This is a genomic window from Candidatus Terasakiella magnetica (genome assembly GCF_900093605.1).
GTDB classification, from domain to species: domain Bacteria; phylum Pseudomonadota; class Alphaproteobacteria; order Rhodospirillales; family Terasakiellaceae; genus Terasakiella; species Terasakiella magnetica.
On sequence record NZ_FLYE01000012.1, the window covers coordinates 350,476 to 375,254 of the forward strand.

At 48.2% G+C, this 24,779-nt stretch carries 22 protein-coding genes; 13 read left to right on the forward strand and 9 right to left on the reverse strand.

What is annotated here, in order from left to right:
• Nucleotides 1-10: 10 nt before the first annotated feature.
• Together MTBPR1_RS08535 and apbC are read right to left on the reverse strand one after the other, a co-directional pair.
• The gene (locus tag MTBPR1_RS08535) at nucleotides 11-2,638 is read right to left on the reverse strand and encodes a cation-translocating P-type ATPase (protein ID WP_069188582.1); all 2,628 of its coding nucleotides are present in this window, start codon (nucleotides 2,636-2,638) and stop codon (nucleotides 11-13) included.
• A 124-nt stretch (nucleotides 2,639-2,762) separates the two neighbouring features.
• The gene (gene apbC / locus MTBPR1_RS08540; protein WP_069188583.1) at nucleotides 2,763-3,875 is read right to left on the reverse strand and encodes an iron-sulfur cluster carrier protein ApbC; all 1,113 of its coding nucleotides are present in this window, start codon (nucleotides 3,873-3,875) and stop codon (nucleotides 2,763-2,765) included.
• 153 nt (nucleotides 3,876-4,028) lie between these two features.
• On the opposite strand from apbC, the gene hflK reads away from it, so the two are divergent.
• The 5 genes from hflK (at nucleotide 4,029) to MTBPR1_RS08565 (ending at nucleotide 9,426) form a co-directional block, all read left to right on the forward strand.
• Nucleotides 4,029-5,144, forward strand: a complete 1,116-nt coding sequence (hflK, locus tag MTBPR1_RS08545; protein ID WP_069188584.1) for an FtsH protease activity modulator HflK — start codon at nucleotides 4,029-4,031, stop codon at nucleotides 5,142-5,144.
• Nucleotides 5,144-6,004 (forward strand): protease modulator HflC, encoded by an 861-nt coding sequence (hflC, locus tag MTBPR1_RS08550; RefSeq protein WP_069188585.1) that lies wholly within the window; start codon nucleotides 5,144-5,146, stop codon nucleotides 6,002-6,004. The genes hflK and hflC overlap by 1 nt, the downstream gene beginning before the upstream one ends.
• Before the next feature lie 103 nt (nucleotides 6,005-6,107).
• Nucleotides 6,108-6,299, forward strand: coding sequence for a DUF2065 domain-containing protein (locus tag MTBPR1_RS08555; protein WP_069188586.1), 192 nt, complete (start codon nucleotides 6,108-6,110; stop codon nucleotides 6,297-6,299).
• A gap of 154 nt (nucleotides 6,300-6,453) precedes the next feature.
• Entirely contained in the window at nucleotides 6,454-7,932 is a 1,479-nt protein-coding gene (locus MTBPR1_RS08560) for a DegQ family serine endoprotease (protein ID WP_126465109.1), read from the forward strand.
• Nucleotides 7,933-8,061: 129 nt separating this feature from the next.
• Nucleotides 8,062-9,426: a TrpB-like pyridoxal phosphate-dependent enzyme gene (locus MTBPR1_RS08565; RefSeq protein WP_069188588.1), complete on the forward strand. Its 1,365-nt coding sequence runs from the start codon at nucleotides 8,062-8,064 to the stop codon at nucleotides 9,424-9,426.
• Between the two features lie 55 nt (nucleotides 9,427-9,481).
• Here MTBPR1_RS08565 and arsC read toward each other — a convergent pair whose 3' ends face one another.
• Complete coding sequence (gene arsC / locus MTBPR1_RS08570; protein ID WP_069188589.1) at nucleotides 9,482-9,823, reverse strand: arsenate reductase (glutaredoxin); 342 nt, start codon at nucleotides 9,821-9,823, stop codon at nucleotides 9,482-9,484.
• A gap of 322 nt (nucleotides 9,824-10,145) precedes the next feature.
• On the opposite strand from arsC, the gene MTBPR1_RS08575 reads away from it, so the two are divergent.
• From MTBPR1_RS08575 to MTBPR1_RS08595, 6 genes are all read left to right on the forward strand, one after another.
• On the forward strand, nucleotides 10,146-10,946 hold the full coding sequence (locus MTBPR1_RS08575; protein WP_069188590.1) for a hypothetical protein: 801 nt from the start codon (nucleotides 10,146-10,148) through the stop codon (nucleotides 10,944-10,946).
• A 144-nt stretch (nucleotides 10,947-11,090) separates the two neighbouring features.
• On the forward strand, nucleotides 11,091-12,485 hold the full coding sequence (argH, locus tag MTBPR1_RS08580; protein ID WP_069188591.1) for an argininosuccinate lyase: 1,395 nt from the start codon (nucleotides 11,091-11,093) through the stop codon (nucleotides 12,483-12,485).
• Between the two features lie 12 nt (nucleotides 12,486-12,497).
• Complete coding sequence (locus MTBPR1_RS18125) at nucleotides 12,498-12,656, forward strand: lipoprotein (RefSeq protein WP_165602645.1); 159 nt, start codon at nucleotides 12,498-12,500, stop codon at nucleotides 12,654-12,656.
• An 11-nt stretch (nucleotides 12,657-12,667) separates the two neighbouring features.
• Complete coding sequence (lysA, locus tag MTBPR1_RS08585; RefSeq protein ID WP_069188592.1) at nucleotides 12,668-13,930, forward strand: diaminopimelate decarboxylase; 1,263 nt, start codon at nucleotides 12,668-12,670, stop codon at nucleotides 13,928-13,930.
• An 83-nt stretch (nucleotides 13,931-14,013) separates the two neighbouring features.
• Nucleotides 14,014-16,425 carry a DUF4175 domain-containing protein gene (locus MTBPR1_RS08590; RefSeq protein ID WP_069188593.1) on the forward strand — a complete coding sequence of 804 codons (2,412 nt, stop codon included), beginning with the start codon at nucleotides 14,014-14,016 and terminating at the stop codon, nucleotides 16,423-16,425.
• 21 nt (nucleotides 16,426-16,446) lie between these two features.
• A complete protein-coding gene (locus MTBPR1_RS08595) occupies nucleotides 16,447-18,219 on the forward strand; it encodes an aminopeptidase P family protein (RefSeq protein ID WP_069188594.1) in 1,773 nt (590 codons plus the stop codon).
• 41 nt (nucleotides 18,220-18,260) lie between these two features.
• Here the strand turns inward: MTBPR1_RS08595 and argB are convergent, their stop codons facing one another.
• The 6 genes from argB to rpmH all read right to left on the reverse strand — a co-directional run bounded on the left by argB (nucleotide 18,261) and on the right by rpmH (nucleotide 22,622).
• On the reverse strand, nucleotides 18,261-19,196 hold the full coding sequence (gene argB, locus MTBPR1_RS08600; RefSeq protein ID WP_069188595.1) for an acetylglutamate kinase: 936 nt from the start codon (nucleotides 19,194-19,196) through the stop codon (nucleotides 18,261-18,263).
• A gap of 14 nt (nucleotides 19,197-19,210) precedes the next feature.
• Nucleotides 19,211-19,864: a ribosome biogenesis GTP-binding protein YihA/YsxC gene (yihA, locus tag MTBPR1_RS08605; RefSeq protein WP_069188596.1), complete on the reverse strand. Its 654-nt coding sequence runs from the start codon at nucleotides 19,862-19,864 to the stop codon at nucleotides 19,211-19,213.
• 53 nt (nucleotides 19,865-19,917) lie between these two features.
• Nucleotides 19,918-21,654 (reverse strand): membrane protein insertase YidC, encoded by a 1,737-nt coding sequence (yidC, locus tag MTBPR1_RS08610; RefSeq protein ID WP_069188597.1) that lies wholly within the window; start codon nucleotides 21,652-21,654, stop codon nucleotides 19,918-19,920.
• A gap of 87 nt (nucleotides 21,655-21,741) precedes the next feature.
• A complete protein-coding gene (yidD, locus tag MTBPR1_RS17830) occupies nucleotides 21,742-22,011 on the reverse strand; it encodes a membrane protein insertion efficiency factor YidD (RefSeq protein WP_083222987.1) in 270 nt (89 codons plus the stop codon).
• Nucleotides 22,008-22,448 (reverse strand): ribonuclease P protein component, encoded by a 441-nt coding sequence (gene rnpA / locus MTBPR1_RS08615; RefSeq protein ID WP_069188598.1) that lies wholly within the window; start codon nucleotides 22,446-22,448, stop codon nucleotides 22,008-22,010. Before rnpA ends, yidD begins: the two co-directional genes overlap by 4 nt.
• Before the next feature lie 39 nt (nucleotides 22,449-22,487).
• The gene (rpmH, locus tag MTBPR1_RS08620; protein ID WP_069188599.1) at nucleotides 22,488-22,622 is read right to left on the reverse strand and encodes a 50S ribosomal protein L34; all 135 of its coding nucleotides are present in this window, start codon (nucleotides 22,620-22,622) and stop codon (nucleotides 22,488-22,490) included.
• A gap of 391 nt (nucleotides 22,623-23,013) precedes the next feature.
• Here rpmH and MTBPR1_RS08625 point away from each other — a divergent pair, with 391 nt between their 5' ends.
• Together MTBPR1_RS08625 and MTBPR1_RS08630 are read left to right on the forward strand one after the other, a co-directional pair.
• Nucleotides 23,014-24,246 (forward strand): polyhydroxyalkanoate depolymerase, encoded by a 1,233-nt coding sequence (locus MTBPR1_RS08625; protein WP_069188600.1) that lies wholly within the window; start codon nucleotides 23,014-23,016, stop codon nucleotides 24,244-24,246.
• 79 nt (nucleotides 24,247-24,325) lie between these two features.
• Entirely contained in the window at nucleotides 24,326-24,766 is a 441-nt protein-coding gene (locus MTBPR1_RS08630) for a YcgN family cysteine cluster protein (protein WP_069188601.1), read from the forward strand.
• Nucleotides 24,767-24,779 lie beyond the last annotated feature (13 nt).

Here is a 24,779-nt window from a genome sequence, read left to right on the forward strand (position 1 = left end):
TTTTTGTTGTTTAGCGACGCAGCCATTTATAAATTTCCATCACCACAATCAGCCCCAAAGCCAATGGTAATAAGGTCAGCCATTGATCAAGGGAGACCGGCTGAATGTTTAAGGTGGTGTTGAGCCCGGGCACGTACGCTGCCCCAATATGGATGGCTTGGGTGAGGATCACCATCATCACAAGGATGGGGTTGCGCAACAGGGGCATTTTAAAGAGTGACTTGCGCTCAGAGCGGCAGTTAAATACATGGGTATTTTCAAACAGCACCATCAAGAGCAAGAGGCTGCTGCGCGCACTGGCCTCATCAAAGCCGTTTGCCAAGGCATATTGGAAAAATAGATAGGCCACAATCCCAATAAACAGGCCAGAAATCACCACTTCTTCAATCATACGGCGATTAAAGATCGGCATTTTTGGGTTACGCGGGGGATCGTGTAACTCATCACCTTCGCCTTTTTCTAAAGACAGCCCCACATGTTGCACCCCATTGGTCACCAGATTAAGCCATAAAAGTTGCACGGCAAAAAGCGGCAAGGGCATGCCGCTGATCAGGCAGAGGAAGAATAAGACGATTTCTGATGCACCAGTACTGACCAGCAGATAAATCACCTTGCGCACATTGGCATACGCAATGCGGCCTTCTTCCACGCCGTTCACAATCGAAGCAAAATTATCATCAGTAATGATTAAATCAGCGGCCCCACGGGCCACATCGGTGCCTTCCTTGCCCATAGCCACCCCAATATTGGCAGAGCGCAAGGCCGGGGCATCATTAACCCCATCACCCGTGACGGCGACGAAATGATTATTTTCTTGTAAAGACTGAACGATATTGAGCTTTTGCACAGGCTCCACACGGGCAAAAACCCGCGCACTATGGATGGTTTCTGCCAGATTGATCGGATCATCTTGTAAATCTTTAAGCTCAGCCCCTGTGACCACATCGCTTTTTTCATGGGCGATGCCAAGCTCTTTTGCCAAGGCCAGTGCGGTTGCGGGGTGGTCCCCCGTGACCATGCGCACCCCGACACCTGCGCAAGCACATTTTTTAATGGCGTCAAAAGCTTCAGGGCGCAACGGGTCAATTAATCCGGCTAAGCCTAAGAAAGTCAGGTCTTTTCGCCCTGAAAGCGCATCCAGTTCATGATCTTCGCTCCAAGAACCTTGGGCCAAAGCGAGCACGCGATAACCCTGTGAGGCCATCTCTTCAGCGCGTTTTAAGATATCCTCGCTTTTTATATTTGAACAAAGCGGCGCAATAACTTCTGCCGCCCCTTTTAAACTGACCAAAGCCTCATCATCAAAGTGATTGATACTGGCGGAAAATTTACGCTCTGATTCAAAAGGTAGGAAGCCATGCTCAGGGTGGCGCTCCAGCAACGATTCGCGGTCCAGCCCGGCTTTTGCTGCCATGACCAAAAAGGCCACATCTACCGCATCGCCAAAATGATGATAGCCTTCCTTTTCAAGGCGAAAAGTTGCTTCATTACACAGGCTTGCCGCCACAGCCAGACGGGCGGCTTTAAAATCAACCTCACCCTTGGGGCTATAGCCTTCACCGCTGACTTCCAGCTCAGGACCTTCAGCGAGCCATAGGCGGCGCACGGTCAGCTCATTTACCGTTAGCGTTCCGGTCTTATCACTGGCAATTACTGTGCAGGCGCCTAAGCCTTCCACGGCAGGAAGCGCGCGCACAATCACATTGCGTTTAGACATATGAAACGAGCTGATGGATAAAGCCACGGTAATGGCCACAGGCAAACCTTCAGGAATGGCTGAAACAGACAAGGCCACGGCAAGGAAGAAGACTTCTTTCACACTCACGCCCTGCCAGACCATGGTGGCTCCCAAGATCACCACAGCTAGAACCACCAAAAAACCAATGGATCGGGTGAATTTATCAAGGCGCTGTACCAAAGGCGGGGCAGCATTTTCTGTGGTTTGTAAGGCTTGGGCAATGCGACCAAGCTCGGTATGTAATCCAATTTGGGTGACAATACCTTCACAACGCCCTTGCGATAGGGTGGTTCCGGCATGGAGCATATTATGGCGATCCCCAATGGCACTTTCTTCGCCAATGGCTTCTAGGGCCCCTTTATTCACAGTTACCGATTCGCCGGTTAGTAAAGATTCATCGGCGCGCGCTTCTAAAGACTGGATGAGGCGGATATCAGCCGGGATCAAGGCGCCACTTTCTAAAAAAGCATAATCACCAGGTACAAGCTGGGCGCTGTCTATTTCTATGCGTTTGCCATCGCGCAATACCACCACGCGGTTTTTCACCATGGCGTTCAGGCTTTCTGCGCTTTTTTGTGCTTTCCATTCCTGAATGGTGCCAATGATGGCGTTGATTTGCAGCACGGCAAAAATAAACAGCGCATCAGTGACTTCCCCAATGAGGATAGACACCAGTGCGGCGGCACAAAGCAGATAGATCAACGGGCTGATAAATTGATGGAAATAGACCGTTAAAACGGATTTGCGCTGGGCCTTTGGCAGTTCATTTGGGCCAAAGAGGTCTTGGCGTTTAAGGGCTTCTTCACCACTTAAACCTTGTTGGGAGGTGTTGAGTAAACTCCAGACCTCTTGGCGGGTAACGCCGTGCCATAGGATATGTGAAAGACGATCAAACTCCATAACCGCCTCCTGTTATTGAGAGGGGTTAGTATAGCGCAAAAGATCAATAAATGATGAGACTTAGGTCAAATATTTGTTGTTGGAGGCTGAGATAAGATTCTCAGCCTCCAACAACAGTCAGCTTTTAATCAAAAACGATCTTTGGACCTTGGCTGGCGTTCAGCTGTTCCATGGTCTTAAACCAGACTTTATCAGCAATTTCGGCATAGGCCTTGGCATGTGTGCTGTCAGGATCAGAGGTGACAATCGGGTGACCGCCATCTGAGGTTTCACGAATTTTGATATCTAATGGAATTTCACCAAGGAAATCTGCCCCTTGGGCTTCTGCTGTTGCACGTGCGCCGCCATGGCTAAAGATATCCGTGCGCTCGCCACAATGTGGGCAAGAGAAATAGCTCATATTTTCCACAATACCAAAGACCGGAATTTCTACTTTGCGAAACATATTGAGGCCTTTTCGGGTATCAAGCAGGGCGATATCTTGTGGGGTGGAGACAATCACCGAGCCCGTGAGCGGCACTTTTTGCGCCATGGTCAACTGCACATCGCCTGTGCCCGGTGGCATATCCACAACCAAAACATCAAGCTCACCCCAGTTTACATCGCGCATTAATTGTTCAAGTGCGCCCATGACCATGGGGCCGCGCCAGATCATGGCGGTGTCTTCTTCAACCAAAAAGCCGATAGACATACATTTAATGCCGTGATTTTCCATAGGTTCAAGCACTTTGCCATCATAGCTAACGGGCTGGCCTGTAATGCCTAACATGCGGGGAATCGACGGGCCATAAATGTCAGCATCAAGCAGACCGACCTGCAAACCTTTAGCCGCAAGTGCCAGTGCAAGATTTACCGAGGTGGTGGATTTACCCACGCCACCCTTACCAGAAGAGACCGCCACAATGGATTTCACACCGGGCATAAGCGGGGCGGCCTCCTCAGCAACGCCTTGTTGTTGCGGGGCTGCTTGTTGAGGTTGGGCGGGGCGCTCTGCCGTTAAGACAGCAGTGACACTTAAAACACCCTCTAAGGCATGTACAGCCTCTTCTGCAGCCTTGCGTACAGGTTCAAAATCAGCAGCACGGGAGGGGTCGCCAATATCAATGGTGAAGGCTACATGACCGTCACGGCTTTGTAAGCCAAGGACCATTTCGCCCGTCACGATGTCCACATCTTTAGCCGGATCTTTAATGGTTTTAAGCGTCTCGAGAACTTTTTGTTCTAATTGGGCGGACATCCTTGAAATCTCCTTCACATAGGATAAATGTAATCTTTAATAGCTCGCGCATTGCAAAAGCCGTTAGCGTCATATAAGACTGTTACACGACGTTTGCCAAGTGCAAGTATCTTAGACCTTTGACTTATCGACTCTTAAAGGGAAATACCCAATATGTCATGGAACAATCAGGGCGGTGGCCCGTGGGGCAATGGTGGAAATAACCAAGGCCCATGGGGACAAGGACCGAAAAAACCAAACGGTGGCGGCAATGGCGGCGGTGGACCGAACCCGCCAGACCTCGAAGAAATGCTGCGCAAAAGCCAGGAAAATATGAAAAAATTCGTTCCCGGCGGCGTTGGCGGCGGCAAATTATTTGCCCTTGCCTTGATTGTCATTCTTGCGGTGTGGATCGGTTCAGGCTTTTACAAAGTAAAAACAGACCAACAAGGCGTACAGCTCATGTTTGGTAAATATGTGTCTTCTACCAACCCGGGCCTGCATTGGAACTTCCCTGCACCAATCGGTGACGTTTTGACACCACGTGTCACAAATGTTCGTAAAATCGAAATTGGGGCAAATACATCAACAACACGTTCGCGCAATTCTGGCACAGGTGAAAGCCTGATGCTCACAGGTGATCAAAATATCGCCGATGTTGAATTTGCGGTTTTATGGAATGTGAAGGATGCGGCAAGCTTCCTGTTTAACATTCGCGACCCTGAAACAACGGTTCGCGCAGCAGCCCAAAGTGCCATGCGTGAAGTGATTGGTCAGATGAACCTTGAGCGTGTCAACACACAAGGTCGTGGTCAAATCGCCCAAGATGCACAGGAGTTGATCCAGCAGATTTTGGATGATTATAAATCCGGCATTAATGTCGCTGGTGTGGAATTGGCGAAAGCCGATCCGCCACAAGCGGTGATCGAAGCCTTTAACGATGTGCAGTCAGCGCGTCAGGATAAAGAGCGTAAACAAAACGAAGCCGAAGCTTATCGCAACAAGATCGTGCCAACCGCACGTGGTGAAGCGCAAAAGCTTATGCAAGATGCTGAAGCTTATAAAGAGCGTGTGATCAAGGATGCAGAAGGTGAAGCCAAACGCTTTATCTCGGTTTACGAATCTTATGCAGCCAATAAAGATGTCACGCGTGAGCGTCTCTATCTAGAGACCATGCAGGAAGTCCTTAAAGGGTCTGAAAAAGTGATTATTGATAGTGAGAAAGGCGGCAGCGGCGTTGTCCCTTACCTGCCTTTACCTGAACTGCAAAAACGCAAAGGAGCAAACTGATGCCGAAGAAGTTAGTTGCATTAATCATTTTGCTCGTCGGTTTTGCGGGCCTTATGTCCGGCACTTTGTTTAAAGTTGCTGAACCTGTACAAGCCGTGGTCTTCCAGTTTGGTGACCCACGTCGCGTTATTCAGGAACCCGGTCTGAACTGGAAAATTCCATTCATTCAGGATATTCAATATTTTGATAAACGAATCTTAAACCTTGATCCACAGCCGGCAGAACTGCCATTGGCTGACCAAAAGCGTATCATCGTAGATTCTTATGCCCGTTATAAAATCACGGACCCGTTGAAATTCTTCCAGACGGTTCAGGGTTCTGAGCGTGCCTTTAACGATGCGTTTGGTCGTATTTTGAACCGTTCGGTTCGTGATGCGATTGCAAAAGTGGGAATGGTTGATCTGTTGTCACAAAAACGCGTTGAAGTGATGAGCGAGATTGTGAACAGCGTGAGCAAAGAAGCACCGGATTATGGTGTGACAATTGTGGACGTACGTATCGGTCGTGCTGATCTACCTGCACAGATTTCTGAAAACGTATTTGATCGTATGCGCACAGACCGTGTGCAAGAAGCCAATAAGCTGCGCGCAGAAGGTGATGAGATCAAGCAACGTATTGAAGCCGAAGCAGAACGTGAAAAAACCGTTATTTTGGCGGAAGCGCGTCGTACATCCAACATCTTGCGCGGTCAGGGTGATGCCCAGCGAAACGTCGTTTTGGGTGAAGCTTACGGGAAAGACCCTGAGTTTTTCCGCTTCTACCGCTCTATGGAGGCTTATCGTGAAGCCTTGGGCGAGGGGACTTCAATGGTCCTTTCCCCAGATAGCGAATTCTTCAGCTATTTCGGTATGCGTAAGTAAAAGTAAGTTATAAAAATCACCCCGCATTTATGTTGCGGGGTGATTTTTTTTGACTTGTCATCCTCTCAACCCGCTTGAGAATGACGAAAAGGATCAATAATACATGTCAGATTTTTTTGTTGCTGTTGGTTTAGCTATCGCGATTGAAGGCATGCTCTATGCCCTGTTTCCAGAAGGCATGAAGAAAATGATGATGCAGGTGCTCGCCATGCCCTCAGCATCGGTGCGCACCGCGGGCATTACAGCGGCTATGATCGGGGTTGCGCTGGTTTGGCTGGTGCGCGGGGCTATGTAGCGCGCTTGTAACAGTTAGTTACAATTTTGCCTTAACCATTTCATATTCTTTATCCATGATAGGGATAGATAAGGCAATGCTTGCGAAATTAAGGCAGCAAGCTACATTAATTTGAACAGGACTTTTAAAAAGAGCGTTGAAAAGAATGAATAAGATGACGAGAAGACAGCACGCCCAAGCACAAGCTAAAACACTTAATCCCACCTTGTGGATTATCACCGTCTTAACGGCTTTTGGTTTGATGATTGCCTTTATAGCGCAAAGCCATGCCCGTTCAGCCCCAGAAAGTTTTGCTGATCTGGCTGAAAAACTCCTGCCTGCAGTGGTGAATATCTCCACAACCCAGAAGGTGGATGCGGCCCATGGTCAGTTGCCCCAAGGTGTGCCGGACTTTTTTCGTGAATTTTTTGAACGTCGTGGCGGTCAAATGCCCCAACAGCGTCAACGCCAAGCCACCTCATTGGGCTCCGGCTTTGTGATTGATGCCCAAGCGGGTCTGATTGTCACCAATAACCATGTTATTCAGGATGCTGAAGAAATTAAGGTCATCTTGCAAGATAACACCTCTCTTGATGCTGAATTGTTGGGTAAAGACCCCAAAACAGATATCGCCCTTTTAAAAGTTGAAAAGAAAAAAGGCGTTAAGCTGATTGAAGTTTCGCTGGGCAATTCAGATAAAACCCGCGTTGGGGATTGGGTTGTGGCTATTGGTAACCCGTTTGGTTTGGGCGGCTCGGTTACAGCCGGGATTGTTTCTGCGCGTGGGCGCAACATTCAAGCGGGTCCTTATGATGATTTTATCCAGACCGATGCCTCTATTAACAAGGGTAACTCCGGTGGGCCGTTGTTTAATCTAAATGGCGATGTGATTGGCATTAATACAGCGATTTATTCGCCAAGTGGGGGCTCTGTTGGTATTGGTTTTTCTGTACCCTCCAATATTGCCAAAACAGTCATTGCTGATTTGCAAGAATATGGTCGCACCCGTCGTGGCTGGTTGGGTGTGCGTATCCAGACAGTCTCTGATGAAATTGCAGAGAACCTTGGCCTTGAAGATGCCCGTGGCGCCTTGGTTACAAGTGTGGCAGAAGGTGGCCCTGCTGAAAAAGCCAAGATACAAAAAGGCGATGTAATCCTGACCTTTAACGGTAAGGGTGTTTCTGAAATGCGCAAACTGCCGCGCATTGTGGCAGAAACAGAAGTCGGCAAGTCCGTACCTGTAAAAGTTTGGCGCAAAGGCAAGATCAAGAAACTGTCGGTAAAAGTCGGTGAGCTTGAAGTGGCTGAAAAGAACGGCTCTGTTGGTAAACCCAAAGTGACGAAAACCTCTGCGACCCTAAAAGAGCTTGGCCTCTCGCTCGGTAGTTTGAACGATCAATTGCGTGAGCGTTTTAAACTGCCTGAAGAAGCCAGCGGTGTGGTGATCTTGAATGTGGTTGCCGATGGCCCCGCAGCCCAAAAAGGCATTCGCGCAGGTGAGTTGATTGTGGAAGTCAGCCAAAAAGAAATCACCTCGCCCGATGAAGTTAAAAAGGCGGTTAAAAAAGCCAAGAAGGAAAAACAAAAATCCCTTCTCTTGCTCATTGATGGGGAAGAAGGTTTACGCTTTGTCGCGGTAAAACTGGCAAAATAAAATAAAAGAGAGGTCTCTGATGAATGGCAGAGGCCTTTTTCTTTCCCGAGATAGTTTCTAAAGAAACCTTATTGATCGGTTGGCGAACAATTGCTAAGTTCTTTGCAAATAGTGAAGAAGGAAGCCTTTATGTCTGATGAAACCGTAAAATATCTTCTACCGGAAAACCGTATTCCCAAGTCTTGGTATAATATCGTGGCAGACCTGCCGCAAATGCCAGAACCTGTATTGCACCCGGGAACAAAACAGCCTGTGGGCCCTGCGGACCTAGAGCCGCTTTTCCCCATGGCGATTATTGAACAGGAAGTCGCCACAGAGCGCGACATTGAAATTCCCGAGCCTGTGCGTGATGTATATAAACAATGGCGTCCCGCCCCGCTTTATCGGGCGCGTCGCCTTGAAAAGGCCTTAGGCACCACAGCCAAGATTTTCTATAAATATGAAGGGGTGAGCCCGTCTGGTTCTCACAAGCCCAATACCTCAGTTGCCCAAGCGTTTTATAACAAAGAAGCGGGCATTAAGAAGCTGACAACCGAGACAGGTGCGGGCCAGTGGGGCTGCTCACTCGCCTTTGCGGCTTCCTTGTTTGGTCTTGAAGTTGATGTTTATATGGTGAAAGTGTCTTACGGACAAAAACCATATCGTCGCGCCTTGATGGAAACATATGGTGCGCGTTGTGTGGCGTCACCTTCCACAGAAACAAATGCGGGTCGCAAAATCCTCGAAGAAGACCCTGAGAACCGAGGCTCTCTGGGGATTGCCATTTCAGAAGCGGTTGAGCTGGCAGCGCAGCGTGATGACACCAAATATGCTTTGGGCTCAGTCCTGAACCACGTTCTGCTTCATCAAACCGTCATTGGGATTGAAGCCATGGAACAGATGGAAATGGCTGATGCGGATGCTGATGTGGTCATTGGTTGTGCTGGTGGTGGCTCCAACTTTGGCGGGATTGCGTTTCCTTATATTGGGCGCAACTTGCGCGAAGGGAAAAACACCCGCATTGTGGCGGTTGAGCCCGCAGCCTGTCCAACCTTAACACGCGGCACCTTTGCCTATGATTTTGGTGATACGGCCCAGCTTACACCTCTCACAAAAATGCACACATTGGGTGCTTCTTTCATGCCACCGGGCTTTCATGCGGGTGGTTTGCGCTATCACGGCATGTCCCCATTGGTCAGCCATTGTAAAGAGCTCGGCCTTATGGATGCGGTTTCTTACAATCAGGTGGAATGTTTCTCAGCAGCTGTTCAATTTGCACAAGCTGAAGGCATCGTTCCTGCACCCGAATCCAGCCATGCGGTAAAAGCGGCTATTGCGGAAGCCTTGGATGCCAAGGAAAAAGGTGAAGAACGCACGATTCTCTTCTGCCTGTCTGGGCATGGTCATTTTGATATGCAGGCCTATACGGATTTCTTTGAGGGTAAGCTTGAAGACAAGACTTATGATGAAGCCTTATTACAAGAAGCTTTATCTAAATTGCCGAACGTTGGCTAAACAAAAAAAGGGAGTTCTCATGGCTCCCTTTTTTCTTAAACTATTTCTGTCTTGCTTAGAGCAGGTCCAGAACATTTTCCGGTGGGCGACCCAAAACGGCCTGATCGCCTTTGACAACAATGGGGCGCTCAATAGCGCGTGGATTAGCAACCATACCGGCAACCACCGCATCATCATCGAGAGAATCGTCACTTAAGCCATATTCCTTGGCTTCTTTCTTGCGCAGAAGTTCACGTGGTGTAATGCCAAGCTTAGAAATAATGTCTTTAAGCTCTGCAACAGTTGGTGGGGTGTCTAAATATTGGACGATTTGTGGCTCAACACCTTTTTCTTCAATCAGTTGAAGGGTCTGGCGCGATTTACTGCAACGTGGGTTGTGATAGATAACAACGGACATGATCAGCCTATTTTTTGTAAATGAAATGATGCCTTTGGCATATCTCGCGACCTTATCACCGTTTTTTCTGTTTTGGAACCAATCAAAACTTAAAGGGGTTAAAATAGAATTGCATATGCTGTTTTTATACTTTTGATCGCCCTTTGCGTTAAATATCAGGCGAAATAACGTTTTTTTTACAAATATGACAAATAAATAGGGACAATTGGTCAGATATTTTATAAATTTCCAAGCTAGGTAGAAATCCGCTATAGTATCTTTCAAGATATGGTCGCAGGGAATGAAAAACCTATTATAAAGGTTTAGACAGGAGAGAATTAGTATGACGTCGGGAGCTCCAAAACGCCTTTTTAGCGCTGAACGTAAATTAAAACAACGTGTCGCAGCGAAAACGGGTGCGGCTGTGGCCACGACCGCGGTTGATCCATCCGGTATTTCAAATGAAGACTTGATGCTTGAAATCAAGGCTTTGAAATCCGAAATGATGATGCGCACGGCGCAAGCCTTGGATGAAGCTCATCACAGTGGAGATAAAATCAAAGAACGTCGTGAAGAGCTTGATGAAGCCCAAGAAGAATTAGACGGCAAGCTTGATGAAGTAAACCTGTTGCGCACAGAGGTGCGCGCCCTGTCTCGCAGTATTCACGATACAAAACGCGAAATCAAAGCCTTGGGGATGAATGAGGAAGATAAATTCTCTGTCGTTACCAATGAGCTGGACCAAATTGTTGGCGCAACTGAGCGTGCGACAGAAACAATTTTGAACTCTGCTGAGAAAATCGACGATTTGGCCCAACAATTGCGCCAACATTCACCAGACCAGTTTGTGACCCAGCTCACAGACGAAATTTTGGAAAATACCATTGGTATGTTTGAAGCCTGTAACTTCCAGGATTTATGTGGTCAGCGTACAACCAAAGTCGTCAATACCCTTAAGTTCATTGAAGATCGTGTTGAGCGTATGATGGAAATTTGGGGTGAAGATAACTTTGATACGGTTGATCATCCTGATGCGGTTCTTGATGCAGAAGGTAATCGTTCGCCCCATGGTGAAGAACTCCATGGCCCAGCTGATCATGGCGGTGGTATTTCACAGGCCGATATTGACGCGCTGTTTGACTAATTTTTACAGAACAGAACTCCAAGAAAACCACTGTCGAAAATGCCAGTGGTTTTTTTATTTCTGATTTCGCCTTTTTCTTTGCAGCCATTGGCGAAAGCGCATAGATTGGGGCAACTCTTTCTTTTCGAATTTTGATGGCTAGTTATGACTAAATCTTCAGACACAAACACAATGTGGGGCGGTCGCTTCTCCGGTGGCCCGAGCGCAATTATGGAAAAAATCAACGCTTCGATTGATTTTGACAAACGCTTTTATGCTCAAGATATTGCGGGCTCAAAAGCCCATTGTGCCATGCTGGTTAAACAAGGCATCTTAAATGCAGAAGATGGCAAAGCCATAACCGAGGGCCTTGAGAAGGTCTTAAGCGAAATTGAAGCTGGTGAATTTAAATTTTCCGCCGCCCTTGAAGATATCCATATGAATGTGGAAAACCGTTTGCGTGAACTTATCGGCGATGCTGCTGGGCGTCTTCATACTGCGCGTTCACGCAATGATCAGGTGGCAACGGATTTTCGCCTTTGGGTGCGCGATGCCATGGACCGCCTTGATGAAGGTTTAAAGGTTTTACAACAAGCCTTGATTGAACGCGCTGAAGAACAAGTTGATACCATCCTGCCCGGTTTTACCCATCTCCAAGCAGCCCAGCCTGTCTCTCTTGGTCACCACCTGCTGGCCTATGTTGAAATGGTTGGGCGGGATCGCTCGCGTGTGCGCGATGCCCGTGCGCGCTTAAACGAATCGCCATTGGGCTCAGCTGCCCTTGCAGGCACACCTTATCCGATTGATCGCCACCATACGGCTGAATTATTGGGTTTTGATGGGCCAATGCGAAACTCCCTTGATGGGGTGTCTGATCGTGATTTCGCCCTTGAATATCTGTCTGCGGCATCCATCTGTGCGGTGCATCTTTCGCGCTTGTCTGAAGAATTGGTGATCTGGTCTTCGGCGCAATTTGGTTTTGTGCGTATGTCTGATAGTTTCTCAACGGGCTCTTCCATCATGCCACAAAAGAAAAACCCCGATGCGGCAGAGCTGATCCGCTCTAAAATCGGGCGCGTTGTGGGGGATCTTAATAGCCTCATGATCTCTATGAAGGGGCTGCCACTGGCTTATTCCAAAGACATGCAAGAAGATAAAGAACCTGTCTTTGATGCAGCAGATACTATTGAGCTGAGCGTTGCGGTGATGACCGGTATGATTGCTGAAATGACGGTGAATAAAGAGACAATGCGCGAAAGTGCGGGTTGGGGCTTTACCACCGCAACCGATCTGGCAGACTGGCTGGTGCGTGAACTGGGCATGCCGTTTCGCAATGCCCACCATGTGACAGGTGCGATTGTAAAACTGGCTGAAGATAAGGGCTGTGATCTGGCGGACCTGTCTTTGGCAGAAATGCAAAGCGTGGACGGGGGCATCACCAATGCGGTTTATGATGTCCTAACGCTTGAAGCTTCTGTGGGCTCACGCACATCATATGGCGGCACGGCCCCTGTAAATGTGCGCGAACAAGCCGCAGATGCGCGCAAACGTTTTTTATAAGAGAGGCTCAAGATGATGCTGCGTAAACTTCTCCTGCTTGTTTTGTTTATTGCCTTTACCTCCTCGCTTAGTGCATGTGGGCGTAAAAACCAGCCCGTTGCACCAGAAGGGGCTGATCCGCAATATCCGCGTAGCTATCCAGCTCCTCTGCCTGTTCCAAACAGTAAATAAAGAAGAAAATTATGGATCATTTTCAGTATAAAAACGGCGCCCTCTTTGCAGAAGACGTTGCGCTGAGCGAAATTGCCAAAGAAGTCGGCACACCGTTTTATGTTTATTCCCAAGCCACGCTTGAGCGTCACTATGAAGTGTTTGCCGAGGCGGTTAAAGACATTGATGCGACCATCTGTTTTGCCGTGAAAGCCAACTCCAACATTGCAGTTATCAAGACCTTGGCGGATTTGGGTGCAGGTGCAGATGTGGTTTCTGTTGGTGAATTAAAACGTGCACTGAAAGCAGGCGTTCCTGCTGATCGGATCGTTTATTCCGGTGTGGGTAAAAGCCGAAGCGAGCTGGAATTTGCCGTTCAAACAGGTATTCGCCAGATTAATGTGGAATCAGAAGAAGAGCTTGAACTGTTAAGCGAGGTTGCTGCGGCCCATGATGTGCGTATGCCCATTGTGTTGCGGGTCAACCCGGATGTGGATGCCAAAACTCATGCCAAAATTTCTACAGGCAAAAGCGATAATAAATTCGGCATTGATTGGACGCGCGCGGTTGAAGTTTACCAACGTGCCAGCAATATGGCAGGCGTGGCACCAAAAGGTCTGGCGTGCCACATCGGGTCACAATTAACCGACCTTGAGCCATTTCGCGCTGCTTTTCGCCGCATGAAAGAAATGGTTGGCGAACTACGCGGCCTTGGCTTGGATGTTAGCCGTGTTGATCTGGGCGGTGGTCTGGGTATCCCTTATGATGAGCGCGAAACCCCGCTGCCGATTGAATATGGTAAACTGGTTGTTGAAGAACTTGGTGATCTGAATGTGGAGTTCGAGTTTGAGCCGGGCCGTATGATTGCGGGGAATGCCGGGCTTTTGGTCAGTGAAGTGATCTATGTTAAAAAAGCACCGAGCAAGACCTTTGCCATTATCGATTCTGCCATGAACGATCTAATGCGCCCTTCACTTTATGATGCCTATCACGCCATCGTGCCGCTTGTTGAGGCTGAACATGTGGATGATATGCAGTCTTACGATATTGTTGGGCCGATTTGTGAAACAGGCGATACTTTTGCCAAAGACCGTCAGCTCACCCGTCTTGAAAGTGGTGATCTCATCGCTTTTAGAACATCGGGTGCTTATGGCGCGACCATGTCAAATACCTATAACTCACGCGCACTTATTCCTGAAGTGATGGTGAAAGGCGATAAATTCGCCGTTATTCGCCGCCGCATTGAGATTGAAGAACAGATGGATATGGAAAGCCTGCCTGATTGGCAATCGTAGGGCCTTTTTTCACAAAGACTTGTATAGCCATCAAGGGCGTCACGGTTTACTCTTTATCATAAGAAAACAGTGATAGGCCCTTGATGAGCAAACAGGAACAACAGGTCGAATTTGAACCCTCCATGCTGAGACAACTTCAGCATTTGGTGTTCTGGACCCGTTGTGTCTTGTTATGGGAGGCGCTCTGGCCGCGTCTCTGGCCTTTTTTGATCGCAATCAGCTGCTTGTTGATTGTCATCCTGTTTGATCTTCTCCCCCTTTTAAATGCCTCACTTCATGTACTTGTTCTGGGCGTGGCCCTGTTGGGCTGTGGGGGCTTGGCCTTTTTGGGCGTGAAGGACCTTGTTTGGCCCAGCGAGAAAGAAGCCCTTGTGCGCCTTGAGCGTGATAATGCTCTTGAAAATCAGCCTCTTATGGCTTTGCTGGACCAACCCGTAGCGCTCAATCAGTCAAAGTTTGCCATGCAGGTATGGATATATCACCAAGACCGTATGGCAGCGGCCTTAAAAGAGATCAAACGGCCTTGGCCACGGTCTTATCTTTATAAGCGTGATCCGTATTCCTTGCGCGCAGGCTTGATTTTGCTTCTTTTTTTAGGTGGGGTTGAAGCCCGCTTTGATACATCTGATCGGTTTATACGCGCCTTTGCTCCGGCCTTTGGTGCGCAAGATAGTGAAAACTGGCAGTTACAGGCATGGGTGAGCCAACCTGCCCATACAAATTTGGGTTCTGTTTATTTAGAAGCAAAAAGCGATAGTAAAAAAACGACCTCTCCCATTAAAATTGCGCAAAATAGTGAGATTCTCTTGCGCCTTGAAACAGGGGCCACGCGCGATAACATCAGCCTGAAATTTGGCCCTTATGAGCAGGAGTTTGAAAATCTTGGCAAAGGGGTGTTCAGCCTTGAAACCACCTTAAGCCAAGGTAGTGTTATAAGTGTTCTTCGAAATGACCATGCGCTTCATCACTGGCCCCTTGAATTAATTGGTGATCAAGCCCCAAAAATTGCGCTGACAGGTCAGCCACAAACAGGGTTTCGCGGTCATATGCAAATTGGTTTTCAAGCCAGAGATGATTATGGCCTGACTGAAGCCAGTTTAATCTTGCGCCAGAAAAATGCTCAAAACGCTGAAGAAATTAAGATCACAAACCAGCTTGATAGCACCAAGGCCAAAGGGCTGTTTAGTGAAAATCTTGCCAGCCACCCTTGGGCGGGAATGCCTGTTATTATGACCCCCATGGTGCGCGATAATTTAGGTCAGTCTGCACGCGGACAAGCCCTTGAAGCGATCTTGCCTGAGCGCAAATTCACCCATCCGGTGGCCATACGTTTGGTTTCGATTCGCAAGCAGCTTTATAAGGCAAGCCCAGAAGATCGCCTGTTTAGCCGCTTGTGGTTAGGCCGCTTGTTAGAAGCTCCAGAAGAATTTAGCGATTCGGTGGCAGTTTATATCGCCTTAAAGGTTGCCTCAGACCGTTTACATGAGGAAACACCCCCAGAGGAAATTGTGCGGGTTCAGGCTATTTTATGGGAAACAGCGGTTCATCTGGAAGAAGGGGCAAGCGGCAGTGCGCGCAACCAGCTTGAATTTATGTCGCGCCAGATGCAGGAATTGTTGCAATCATCAGAAGATAAAGCGGCAATGGAGGCCTTGTTTGAACAGATGCGCCAAAGCCTTGATCATTATTTACAGCAAATGATGAACTCAGCGGGGGAATTAAAAGGCTTTGAAGAAGCGCTACATAATGAACAAGTCGATATGGTCGGGCGTGACCAATTAATGGATATGCTTAATAAAGCGCGCGAGTTGATGCGCCAAGGCAATGTAAAAGCTGCAAAGGCGGTGATGGACCAGTTTCAATCTGTCCTGTCGCGCCTTGCCATGCAGCAAAAGGTCGATCCCAAGCAAGCCGCCAAAGCACGTAAAATTCTGGAAGATTTGCGTCAACTTAAAGAAGACCAGCAGCAATTGCTCGATAAAACCTTTCAACGCAGCCGTAATCTGGCAAGCCCATCGGTAAAATCTACCAAACAGGCTATTGAAGAAGCTTTAGAACAAGAACGATTGCTTGAAATCTTGCGCGACCAGATGAAAAAAATGCGCGAGATGGAGGTTAAAATGCCCAAAGGCTTAATGGAGGCTGATAAAAATATGCTGCAGTCTCAAAAAGCGCTAGAGCGCGGCCTTGATGAAGAATCCATCCAAGCCCAGATGCGGGTGCTGAGTAAACTGGAAGACGGGCTTAAAAACTCTGCCCAATCCTTAGCGCGTAAAATGGGCATGCAACCCATGCCCCAAACCCTGCCCGGTCATGACCCGCTTGGGCGCGGGCGTAGCGGGCCGATCCAGACACGGGGCAAGAATGTCGTGCCTTCAGAGCGTGAAATGCATCAATCTCGTGAAATTTTGCAGGAATTATATCGCAGAGCCGGACAAAAAAGTCGCCCTGAGCAAGAATTACAATATATTGATCGTCTGCTGGATCGTTTTTAAGTGAGTTAAGGAAGAATAAGAATGAAAGAACGTGCCGCGCGCCTGTCTGCATTACGCCGTGAGATGAATATTTTTGGCATGGATGGTTTTATCGTACCGCGCAGTGATGAACACCAAGGCGAATATGTTGCGCCTTGTTCTGAGCGTCTGGCTTGGCTTACAGGTTTTACAGGCTCGGCAGGGTTTGCCATTGTGCTGGCAAAAAAGGCCGCCATTTTCATTGATGGGCGCTACACTTTGCAAGTCAGCCAAGAAGTTGATGAAGCCGCATTTGACTATCGCCATGTTGCAGATGAACCTGCAAGTGAATGGCTGGCAGGCGAGCTTGGTGCGGGTATGAAGCTTGCTTATGACCCATGGCTACATACAGGCCCGAGCCTGCATCGCTTAAAAAAAGCATGTGAAAAGGTTGGGGCAAAACTGGTTGCAGCCCCGCATAATTTCATCGATGCCATTTGGGCGGATCGCCCCGAGCCACCGCTTAATCCCATTTATCCCCACTCCCTTGATTATGCAGGCCAAAGCCATGGGGAAAAGCTGTCTGACATTGCTGATAAACTGCGCAGCGAGGGCCAAGACGCCATGGTGTTAAGCTTGCCCGATTCCATTGCATGGCTGTTTAATATTCGCGGCAGTGACATCCCCTGTACACCCGTCGGGCTTGGTTTTGCCCTTGTTCATTCACAAGGAACGGCGTGCCTGTTTATGGATCATCGCAAAGTGGGGGAAGAGGTCCGCACCCATTTAGGCGATAATATAAAAACCTATGATCCACAGGATTTAGCGGAGCATCTTGATCGTCTGAAAGGCCATAAGGTGCGCCTTGATGGTACCAGTGCACCAAAATGGATACATGAGCACCTTAAAAAGGCTAAGGCCGAGGTGGTTTTAGGTGACGACCTGACCGTCTTGCCAAAGGCGTGCAAAAACGCGGTTGAAGTTGACGGTATGCGCAATGCCCACCGCCGTGATGGCGCAGCTATGGTTCGGTTTTTATACTGGCTTTCCAAGCAACCTTTTTCCAAAGGTGTTCATGAAATGGCGGTTTCCCAAAAGGTCGATTCGATTCGCAGTGAGGATGAGCTTTTTTATGATTTAAGCTTTAACACCATTTCCGGTGCAGGCGAAAATGGCGCGATTGTGCATTATCGCGTGAGTGAGGAAAGCTCAATCCCTTTGCCTGAAAACGGCCTCTATCTGGTGGATAGCGGGGCGCAATATCGCGATGGCACCACCGATATTACCCGCACCATTGTGCGCGGCACGCCAACGGATGAGATGAAAGACCGTTATACCCGTGTGCTTAAAGGTCATATCGGGGTTTCTGCCACGCGTTTTCCCAAAGGCACCACGGGCTCACAACTTGATGTATTGGCCCGTCATGCCCTTTGGCAAGCTGGGTTGGATTACGATCATGGCACAGGCCATGGGGTGGGCAGTTTTTTAAATGTCCATGAAGGCCCGCAGCGTATTTCTAAAATGCCAAGCAAAACAGCCTTGCTTGGGGGCATGGTGATTTCAAATGAGCCGGGTTATTACAAGGCGGGTGAATATGGCATTCGCTTGGAAAACCTGATTTGTGTGCAGCCTTCACAAAAGGGCGAGCGCGAAATGCTGGAATTTGAGCCCCTGACCCTCTGCCCGTTTGATTTAAAAGGGGTTGAGGCCAGCTTGTTAAGCTCGGCTGAGGTCAACTGGCTAAATGCGTATCACGCACGTGTGCGCGAAGAACTCAGCCCCATGTTAGGTGAGGATGAGGCTGCATGGTTGGCTGAAGCAACACAGGCGATATAAAGAGATAGATGAAGTCCCCGCATTAGCGAGGACAACATTCTTTATGCGTTAAGGCCTCGGATCATGGTGCCTGCACCATGTTCCGTGAAGATCTCCAGCAAAACCGCATGGGGCACGCGCCCGTCCATGATGACAGCGGCATTAACACCGGGGGTTTCTTCTGTTTGTTCAACCGCGCCAAGGCAAGTTTCAATCTTGGGGATCATACCGCCAGAAATGGTGCCATCTGCGATCATGGCGCGCGCTTCAACCGCATTCATTTCCTGAATGAGGTTTTTATCGCCATCCATAACACCTGCAATATCGGTGAGCATCAAGAGACGCTTGGCATCAATGGCCGCTGCAATTGCGCCTGCGGCTGTATCAGCATTGATGTTAAAGGTCTCGCCATTGGCACCCATACCGATGGGGGCAACAACCGGAATGATATCGGATTCAAGGAAAGTATCGAGAATATGAGGTGTGACAAACTCAGGCTCTCCGACAAAACCAAGATCGAGCACTTTCTCGATATTCGATTCGGGGTCTTTTTTGGTGCGATGGAGTTTTTTAGCGCGAATGAGGCTACCGTCTTTTCCGCTCAAGCCCACAGCGAACCCACCAGCTGCATTGATATTGGCAACGATGGATTTGTTGATGGAACCGGAAAGCACCATTTCCGCCACATCAATGGTGGCTTGGTCGGTGACGCGCAGACCATCGATAAAGTTGGTTTCAACTTCTAAACGTTTCAGCATATTGCCGATTTGCGGGCCACCACCGTGGACAACAACCGGATTGATGCCCACTTGTTTAAGCAGGACGATATCCTTGGCAAAGAGTTTCGCAAGCTCAGGGTCACCCATGGCATGCCCGCCATATTTGATCACGACGGTTTCACCGGCGTAGCGCTGCATATAAGGAAGCGCTTCTGATAAGGTAACAGCTTGGGAAAGATAATCTTCTTCAGTCATGGGTGACTTATCAAGGGTCGTCATGTTCAGTCTACTTCCTACACTTCAAATTCTTTAACCAAACGCCCGATGGTGGCACGGACTTCGGCAATGCCAGCTCCTTTTTCAGAACTGGTGACAAGGATATCAGGATGTGCAGCCGGATGTTTAGCTAATTCTTTCTCAATATCGCTTATATGTTTATCGAGCTCTTTCTTTTTGGCTTTATCAGCCTTGGTCACGATGATCTGATAAGACATCGCCGCCGTGTCCATCATTTCCATGACGGGGCGGTCGGTATTTTTAATACCGTGGCGACCATCGATCAAAACAAAGGCGCGGCGCAACTGGGGGCGACCACGAAGATAAGAAAAGACCACATCCTGCCATTTTTTAACTTCACCCACAGGGGCTTTGGCATAGCCATAGCCAGGCTGATCACAAAAGACCAGACGATTGATGATGTTAAAGAAGTTGAGCTGTTGCGTGCGCCCGGGTGTGGAGGAGGTGCGTGCCAGATCACGACGCCCACAAAGCGCATTGATTAGGCTGGATTTACCCACGTTGGAACGTCCGGCAAAACAAATCTCGACGGCTTTTGTATCAGGCAACTGTTCAAGATGGGCCGCACCCAGCATGAAATCTGTCTCTTGTGTGAAAAGCCAACGACCAAATTCAATTTCGTCGTCACTAAAATCTTGGGTATCAGTCATGAGAGGAACCTAAAAAGCATCATCCCCGCGAGTAGTGCGGGGATGATATTGATTTACTTCTGTGCTTCCATGCGTTTTGTAATCACATATTGCTGAGCAATGGAAAGAAGGTTGTTCCAGACCCAGTAGATCACAAGACCGGCTGGGAAGGCTGCCAGCATGAAGGTGAAGACGACAGGTAAGAACATCATCATCTTGGCCTGAACCGGATCAGTCGGTTGTGGGTTCAGTTTCTGCTGGATGAACATGGACAGACCCATAAGCAACGGCCATACACCGATCATCAACAATTGTGGTGGGTCCCATGGGATCAAACCAAACAGGTTGAAGATAGTGGTCGGGTCCGGTGCGGACAAATCCTGAATCCAGCCATAAAATGGCGCATGGCGCATTTCAATGGAAACGAACAACACTTTATAAAGGGCAAAGAACACAGGAATTTGCAGCAAAATTGGCAAACAACCAGAAGCCGGGTTGGCTTTCTCGCGTTTATAAAGCGCCATCATTTCCTGGTTCATACGCTGCTTGTCATCGGCAAACTGTTTTTGCAGTTGCTTGATCTTTGGACCGAGCGTTTTCATTTTCGCCATAGAGCGATAAGACGTGTTGGCCAGTGGGAAGAACAAAATCTTCACCCCAACAGTCAGTGCCAAAATAGCCAGACCAAAGTTACCCAAAATGCCGTAGAGCCAAGACATGGCGATGAAGAACGGCTTGGTGATGAAGAAGAACCAGCCGAAATCGATCGCCAGATCAAATTCCTGAACGCCTGTTGTTTCTTCATAATGTGTCAGCATATCAAGTTCTTTGGCACCGGCAAAAAAGGTGCTTTTGAAATTGATTGTCTGGCCTTGGCTCGCTGAGAGTTTCGGGCCGAGGTAATCTGTTTGATATTTATCCAGATTATCGCTGCGGTAATGGCTGAAACGGTGGTTCACCATGACATTTTGGTCAGGAACCAGTGCGGTCAGCCAGTATTTATCGGTAATGCCGATCCAGCCACCTTTAACCGGGTCAACCTTCTGTGTGCCTTTTTCCTGAAGGTCATCATAATCGACTTCTTCAAGAACATGGTCAAACACACCCAGCAGACCTTCATGCAAAATGAAGAAGCCACTTGTTTGTGGTGTACCAGAGCGCGAGATCAGACCATATGGGTAAAGGTCAACGCCTGCGCTGCTTACGTTGGCAACAGAATCGTTAATGGTAAAGGCGTAATTTTCATCAAGGGCGATGTTACGGGTAAAGAGCAAGCCTTCGCCGTTATCCCAGTTCAGGCTGACAGAACCACCTGCTTTAAGCACGGTGTTGTCTGTGGACCAAACTGTCTCAGCCGTTGGGACTTTTACATTTGGGGCAGACCAGCCAAATTCTGCATAATAGGCAGATTGCAGACCTTTTGGATTAAGCAGTGTGATTTTATCACTGTCTTCGCTTAACTCTTCACGGTAATCGCTCAAGATCAGGTCATCAATGCGACCGCCTTGAATAGAGATGGAACCCTCAAGGCGTGGCGATTCGATCTTGATGCGCGCAGAAGCATCCAGTTTTTGTGAGCGCGTCGCCATGGCTTTTTTCATTGCCTCGGCTGCGCCACCTGGAATTTGCGGTGCATAGGATTGATCAGCTGCGTCTTGGTTGGCTGCAGGTGCTTGTGGTGTTGAGCCACCCTGCGCGGTTTGTTGTTCTTGTTGAACCGGCTGTTCAGCCGGTGGGAACAACAGTTGGGAGCCAAAAAGAATTACGATTGAAAGAGCAATCGCTAAAAACATATTTTTCTGGTCGTTCATTTCAGCCTTTATTTCCGCGAAGGAACCCCTGATTATTAAAAAAACGACCTTTTATATATGACTAGTCTTTAGGCAAAAAGTCGCTTCTTATTTAGAACTATGATGTGAGCCGCATCCACAGGATGACGATTCGTTTTTTTGTGGAACAGGATCAAAACCCGATCCCCCCCACGGATTGCAGCGAAAGATTCTTTTGACCCCCATCCAACTCCCTTTAAAGGGACCGAATCGTTCAATGGCTTGGATAGCATATTGCGAACAGGTCGGGCTATACCGACAGGCCCCGGGCAGAATCGGCGAAATACCATATTGGTAAATACGCACAATTGCCTTTGCTATATAAGCCAAAAAGGTCATTTCAGACTCTTTTCGTGCTTTGTTTTTTGCTTTGGTGGCGGGGCCTCATTATGAACCCCCGTTTTCCAGAGCGCGGTTTTTAAATCTTTTTCCAATTGGGCAAAGGGACGGGTAAGCGTTTCTTTGCGACCGATTAAAACCAGATCAAAACCAGATCGGGCCTTTTTAAACAAGACAAGGTCAGCAACAGCCCGAAGTCGCCGTCTGGCGCGATTGCGCTCAGGGGCATTTCCGACTTTTTTGCTGACCGTAAATCCGATCCGAATATCCGGTTGCCCTTCCGAAATCGCATTAGGTTTTAGACTCTTATATATAGATACAAGAGGCTTTGACCTTTTGCGGACTTGTAAAATCAGGCCGGGTGTTACCCACTTCTTACGAGTCGAAGCGACTGAAAGAAATTCACGTCGTTTTTTGAGACGTGGAATACGGGACATACCCAACCATCCTTTACGGGCAAGTCAAGCGTAAGAGACTTACGCAGACAGGCGCTTGCGGCCTTTGGCGCGGCGAGCAGAAAGAACGCGGCGGCCTGCAACAGTAGCCATACGGCTACGGAAACCATGGCGGCGTTTGCGAACGAGCTTGCTGGGCTGATACGTGCGTTTCACGGGTCAACTCCGTTAAATTAGTTGAAAACATAAGTAAACGAGCCCGCTGTATAAGGGTTTGGGGACCTTAAGTCAACGGACTCATTAGCTTGATCCTAATAAAAGTACATTTAATAAGCTTCCCTGTAAAAAAATCTAGATTTTAGCCGCGCGGTTATGTTATTGTGCAGTGCACAAACAATTTGTGCATCGCAATGTTCTCTTTATCTTATAAATAGACACTGTATGCAGTTTCATATGCAGCCAACTTTTGTATTATTTGTGCGTAAATTGGTTGACGTTTGAAATATTTTAATCCTATGTTCGCTGTAACAAAGGTTGGATTTTAGTAAAATTCTAAACCAGCCGTTATATTGAACAAACCCCCTACTTGAGAGGGAACAGAGGTCGTATGCTTTATCAATTCTATGAATTCCAACATTCTGTGTGGTCTCCACTTCGCCATGCTGCGGAAAAAATGGAAGAAGTCTTTCGTTCTCCGTTTATGCCGGTGTCTTATACACCGATGGGCCGCGCCATCGCGGCAAGCTGTCATTTGTTTGAGCGCGTAACCCGCCGCTATATCAAACCGGAATTCGGTCTGCATTATACTGAAATTGACGGCAATGAAGTTGCTATTGATGAAGAAGTCGTTTTGCACAAACCGTTCTGTGAATTGCTCCACTTTAAACGCCATACTAAACATGACGACCCTAAGGTCTTGGTGGTTTCACCCATGTCTGGTCACTATGCCACTTTGTTGCGCGGCACGGTTGAAGCCCTTTTGCCAGACCATGACGTTTATATTACCGATTGGATCAACGCGCGTGATGTCTGTACGTCACATGGTGATTTCAATCTGGATGATTTCATCGAATATATCATGTACTTCCTGCATCACTTAGGTCCAAACACCCACGTGATTGCGGTATGTCAGCCATCCGTGCCTGTTTTGGCCGCTGTGTCTTTGATGTCTGAAGATGAAGATTATTGCGCACCAACGACCATGACTTTGATGGGTGGCCCCATTGATACACGTGTGAGCCCAACCGAAGTAAACCAACTGGCTGAAGAAAAAGATATCGATTGGTTCCGCCAAAGCGTTATTGCGCAAGTCCCTGTAAACTATCCGGGCTTTATGCGTCATGTATATCCGGGCTTTATGCAGCTCACGGGCTTTATGTCCATGAACTTGGATCGTCACGTTGGGGCTCACTTGAATCTTTATAACCACCTTGTTGAAGGTGATGGCGATTCGGCTGAAGAACATCATGATTTTTATGACGAATATCTCTCAGTGATGGATCTACCTGCAGAGTTTTACCTGCAAACACTTGAAACCGTCTTTATGGAACATGCGTTGCCGCGCGACGAAATGACATGGCGTGATCGCAAAGTACATCCGTCTGCCATTAAGAAAACGGCGCTCTTTACCATTGAAGGCGAGAAAGACGATATCACAGGCAGAGGCCAGACGCAGGCAGCCCATGATATCTGTTCAAACTTGGCTAAAGATAAACAAAAGCATGTTTTGCACCCCAATGTGGGTCACTACGGTATTTTCAACGGTCGCCGCTGGCGCACCGAGATCAAGCCGATGATTGCGGAATTTATCCGTGAGCATGACGAAAAATTGAACAAGTAATCTTGTTTCGATATAATGTGAGACAGGGGCGTCCGCGATTTGCGGTTTCGCCCCTTTTCATTGTTAAAGAGTAAGAAGAATGAGCGAGCAACCTTTCTGGAAAAGTAAAAAACTGTCTGACATGTCCCTTGAAGAATGGGAATCGCTTTGTGACAGCTGTGGTAAATGCTGCCTGCATAAGCTTGAAGATGAAGACACAGGCGAAGTTTGCTACACCAATGTGGCGTGTCGCTTAATGGATGTGGAGACATGTCGCTGCACGCAATATCAAATGCGCACCTTCTTGGTGCCTGATTGTGTGGAACTTTTACCCCGCAATTTAGAGAATCTCCATTGGTTACCCTCAACTTGTGCCTATCGCCTGTTGCGCGATGGTAAAGACCTGCCTGAGTGGCACCCTTTGCTAAGCGGTGACCCACAAAGTGCGGTCAAGGCCGGAAAGTCCGTTGTGGGGAAATTTATCTCTGAAGACAATGTGGATGGCGATCTGGAAGACTACATCGTTCATTGGCCTGAGTAGGCCCGTTTGGATT

Excerpts from the sequence above, each read along its gene's own strand:
- MTBPR1_RS08535 (WP_069188582.1), bottom strand. The coding sequence starts at position 2,638 with ATGGAGTTTGATCGTCTTTCACATATCCTATGGCACGGCGTTACCCGC.
- apbC (WP_069188583.1), bottom strand. The coding sequence starts at position 3,875 with ATGTCCGCCCAATTAGAACAAAAAGTTCTCGAGACGCTTAAAACCATT.
- hflK (WP_069188584.1), top strand. The coding sequence starts at position 4,029 with ATGTCATGGAACAATCAGGGCGGTGGCCCGTGGGGCAATGGTGGAAAT.
- hflC (WP_069188585.1), top strand. The coding sequence starts at position 5,144 with ATGCCGAAGAAGTTAGTTGCATTAATCATTTTGCTCGTCGGTTTTGCG.
- MTBPR1_RS08555 (WP_069188586.1), top strand. The coding sequence starts at position 6,108 with ATGTCAGATTTTTTTGTTGCTGTTGGTTTAGCTATCGCGATTGAAGGC.
- MTBPR1_RS08560 (WP_126465109.1), top strand. The coding sequence starts at position 6,454 with ATGACGAGAAGACAGCACGCCCAAGCACAAGCTAAAACACTTAATCCC.
- MTBPR1_RS08565 (WP_069188588.1), top strand. The coding sequence starts at position 8,062 with ATGTCTGATGAAACCGTAAAATATCTTCTACCGGAAAACCGTATTCCC.
- arsC (WP_069188589.1), bottom strand. The coding sequence starts at position 9,823 with ATGTCCGTTGTTATCTATCACAACCCACGTTGCAGTAAATCGCGCCAG.
- MTBPR1_RS08575 (WP_069188590.1), top strand. The coding sequence starts at position 10,146 with ATGACGTCGGGAGCTCCAAAACGCCTTTTTAGCGCTGAACGTAAATTA.
- argH (WP_069188591.1), top strand. The coding sequence starts at position 11,091 with ATGACTAAATCTTCAGACACAAACACAATGTGGGGCGGTCGCTTCTCC.
- MTBPR1_RS18125 (WP_165602645.1), top strand. The coding sequence starts at position 12,498 with ATGATGCTGCGTAAACTTCTCCTGCTTGTTTTGTTTATTGCCTTTACC.
- lysA (WP_069188592.1), top strand. The coding sequence starts at position 12,668 with ATGGATCATTTTCAGTATAAAAACGGCGCCCTCTTTGCAGAAGACGTT.
- MTBPR1_RS08590 (WP_069188593.1), top strand. The coding sequence starts at position 14,014 with ATGAGCAAACAGGAACAACAGGTCGAATTTGAACCCTCCATGCTGAGA.
- MTBPR1_RS08595 (WP_069188594.1), top strand. The coding sequence starts at position 16,447 with ATGAAAGAACGTGCCGCGCGCCTGTCTGCATTACGCCGTGAGATGAAT.
- argB (WP_069188595.1), bottom strand. The coding sequence starts at position 19,196 with ATGACGACCCTTGATAAGTCACCCATGACTGAAGAAGATTATCTTTCC.
- yihA (WP_069188596.1), bottom strand. The coding sequence starts at position 19,864 with ATGACTGATACCCAAGATTTTAGTGACGACGAAATTGAATTTGGTCGT.
- yidC (WP_069188597.1), bottom strand. The coding sequence starts at position 21,654 with ATGAACGACCAGAAAAATATGTTTTTAGCGATTGCTCTTTCAATCGTA.
- yidD (WP_083222987.1), bottom strand. The coding sequence starts at position 22,011 with ATGACCTTTTTGGCTTATATAGCAAAGGCAATTGTGCGTATTTACCAA.
- rnpA (WP_069188598.1), bottom strand. The coding sequence starts at position 22,448 with ATGTCCCGTATTCCACGTCTCAAAAAACGACGTGAATTTCTTTCAGTC.
- MTBPR1_RS08625 (WP_069188600.1), top strand. The coding sequence starts at position 23,014 with ATGCTTTATCAATTCTATGAATTCCAACATTCTGTGTGGTCTCCACTT.
- MTBPR1_RS08630 (WP_069188601.1), top strand. The coding sequence starts at position 24,326 with ATGAGCGAGCAACCTTTCTGGAAAAGTAAAAAACTGTCTGACATGTCC.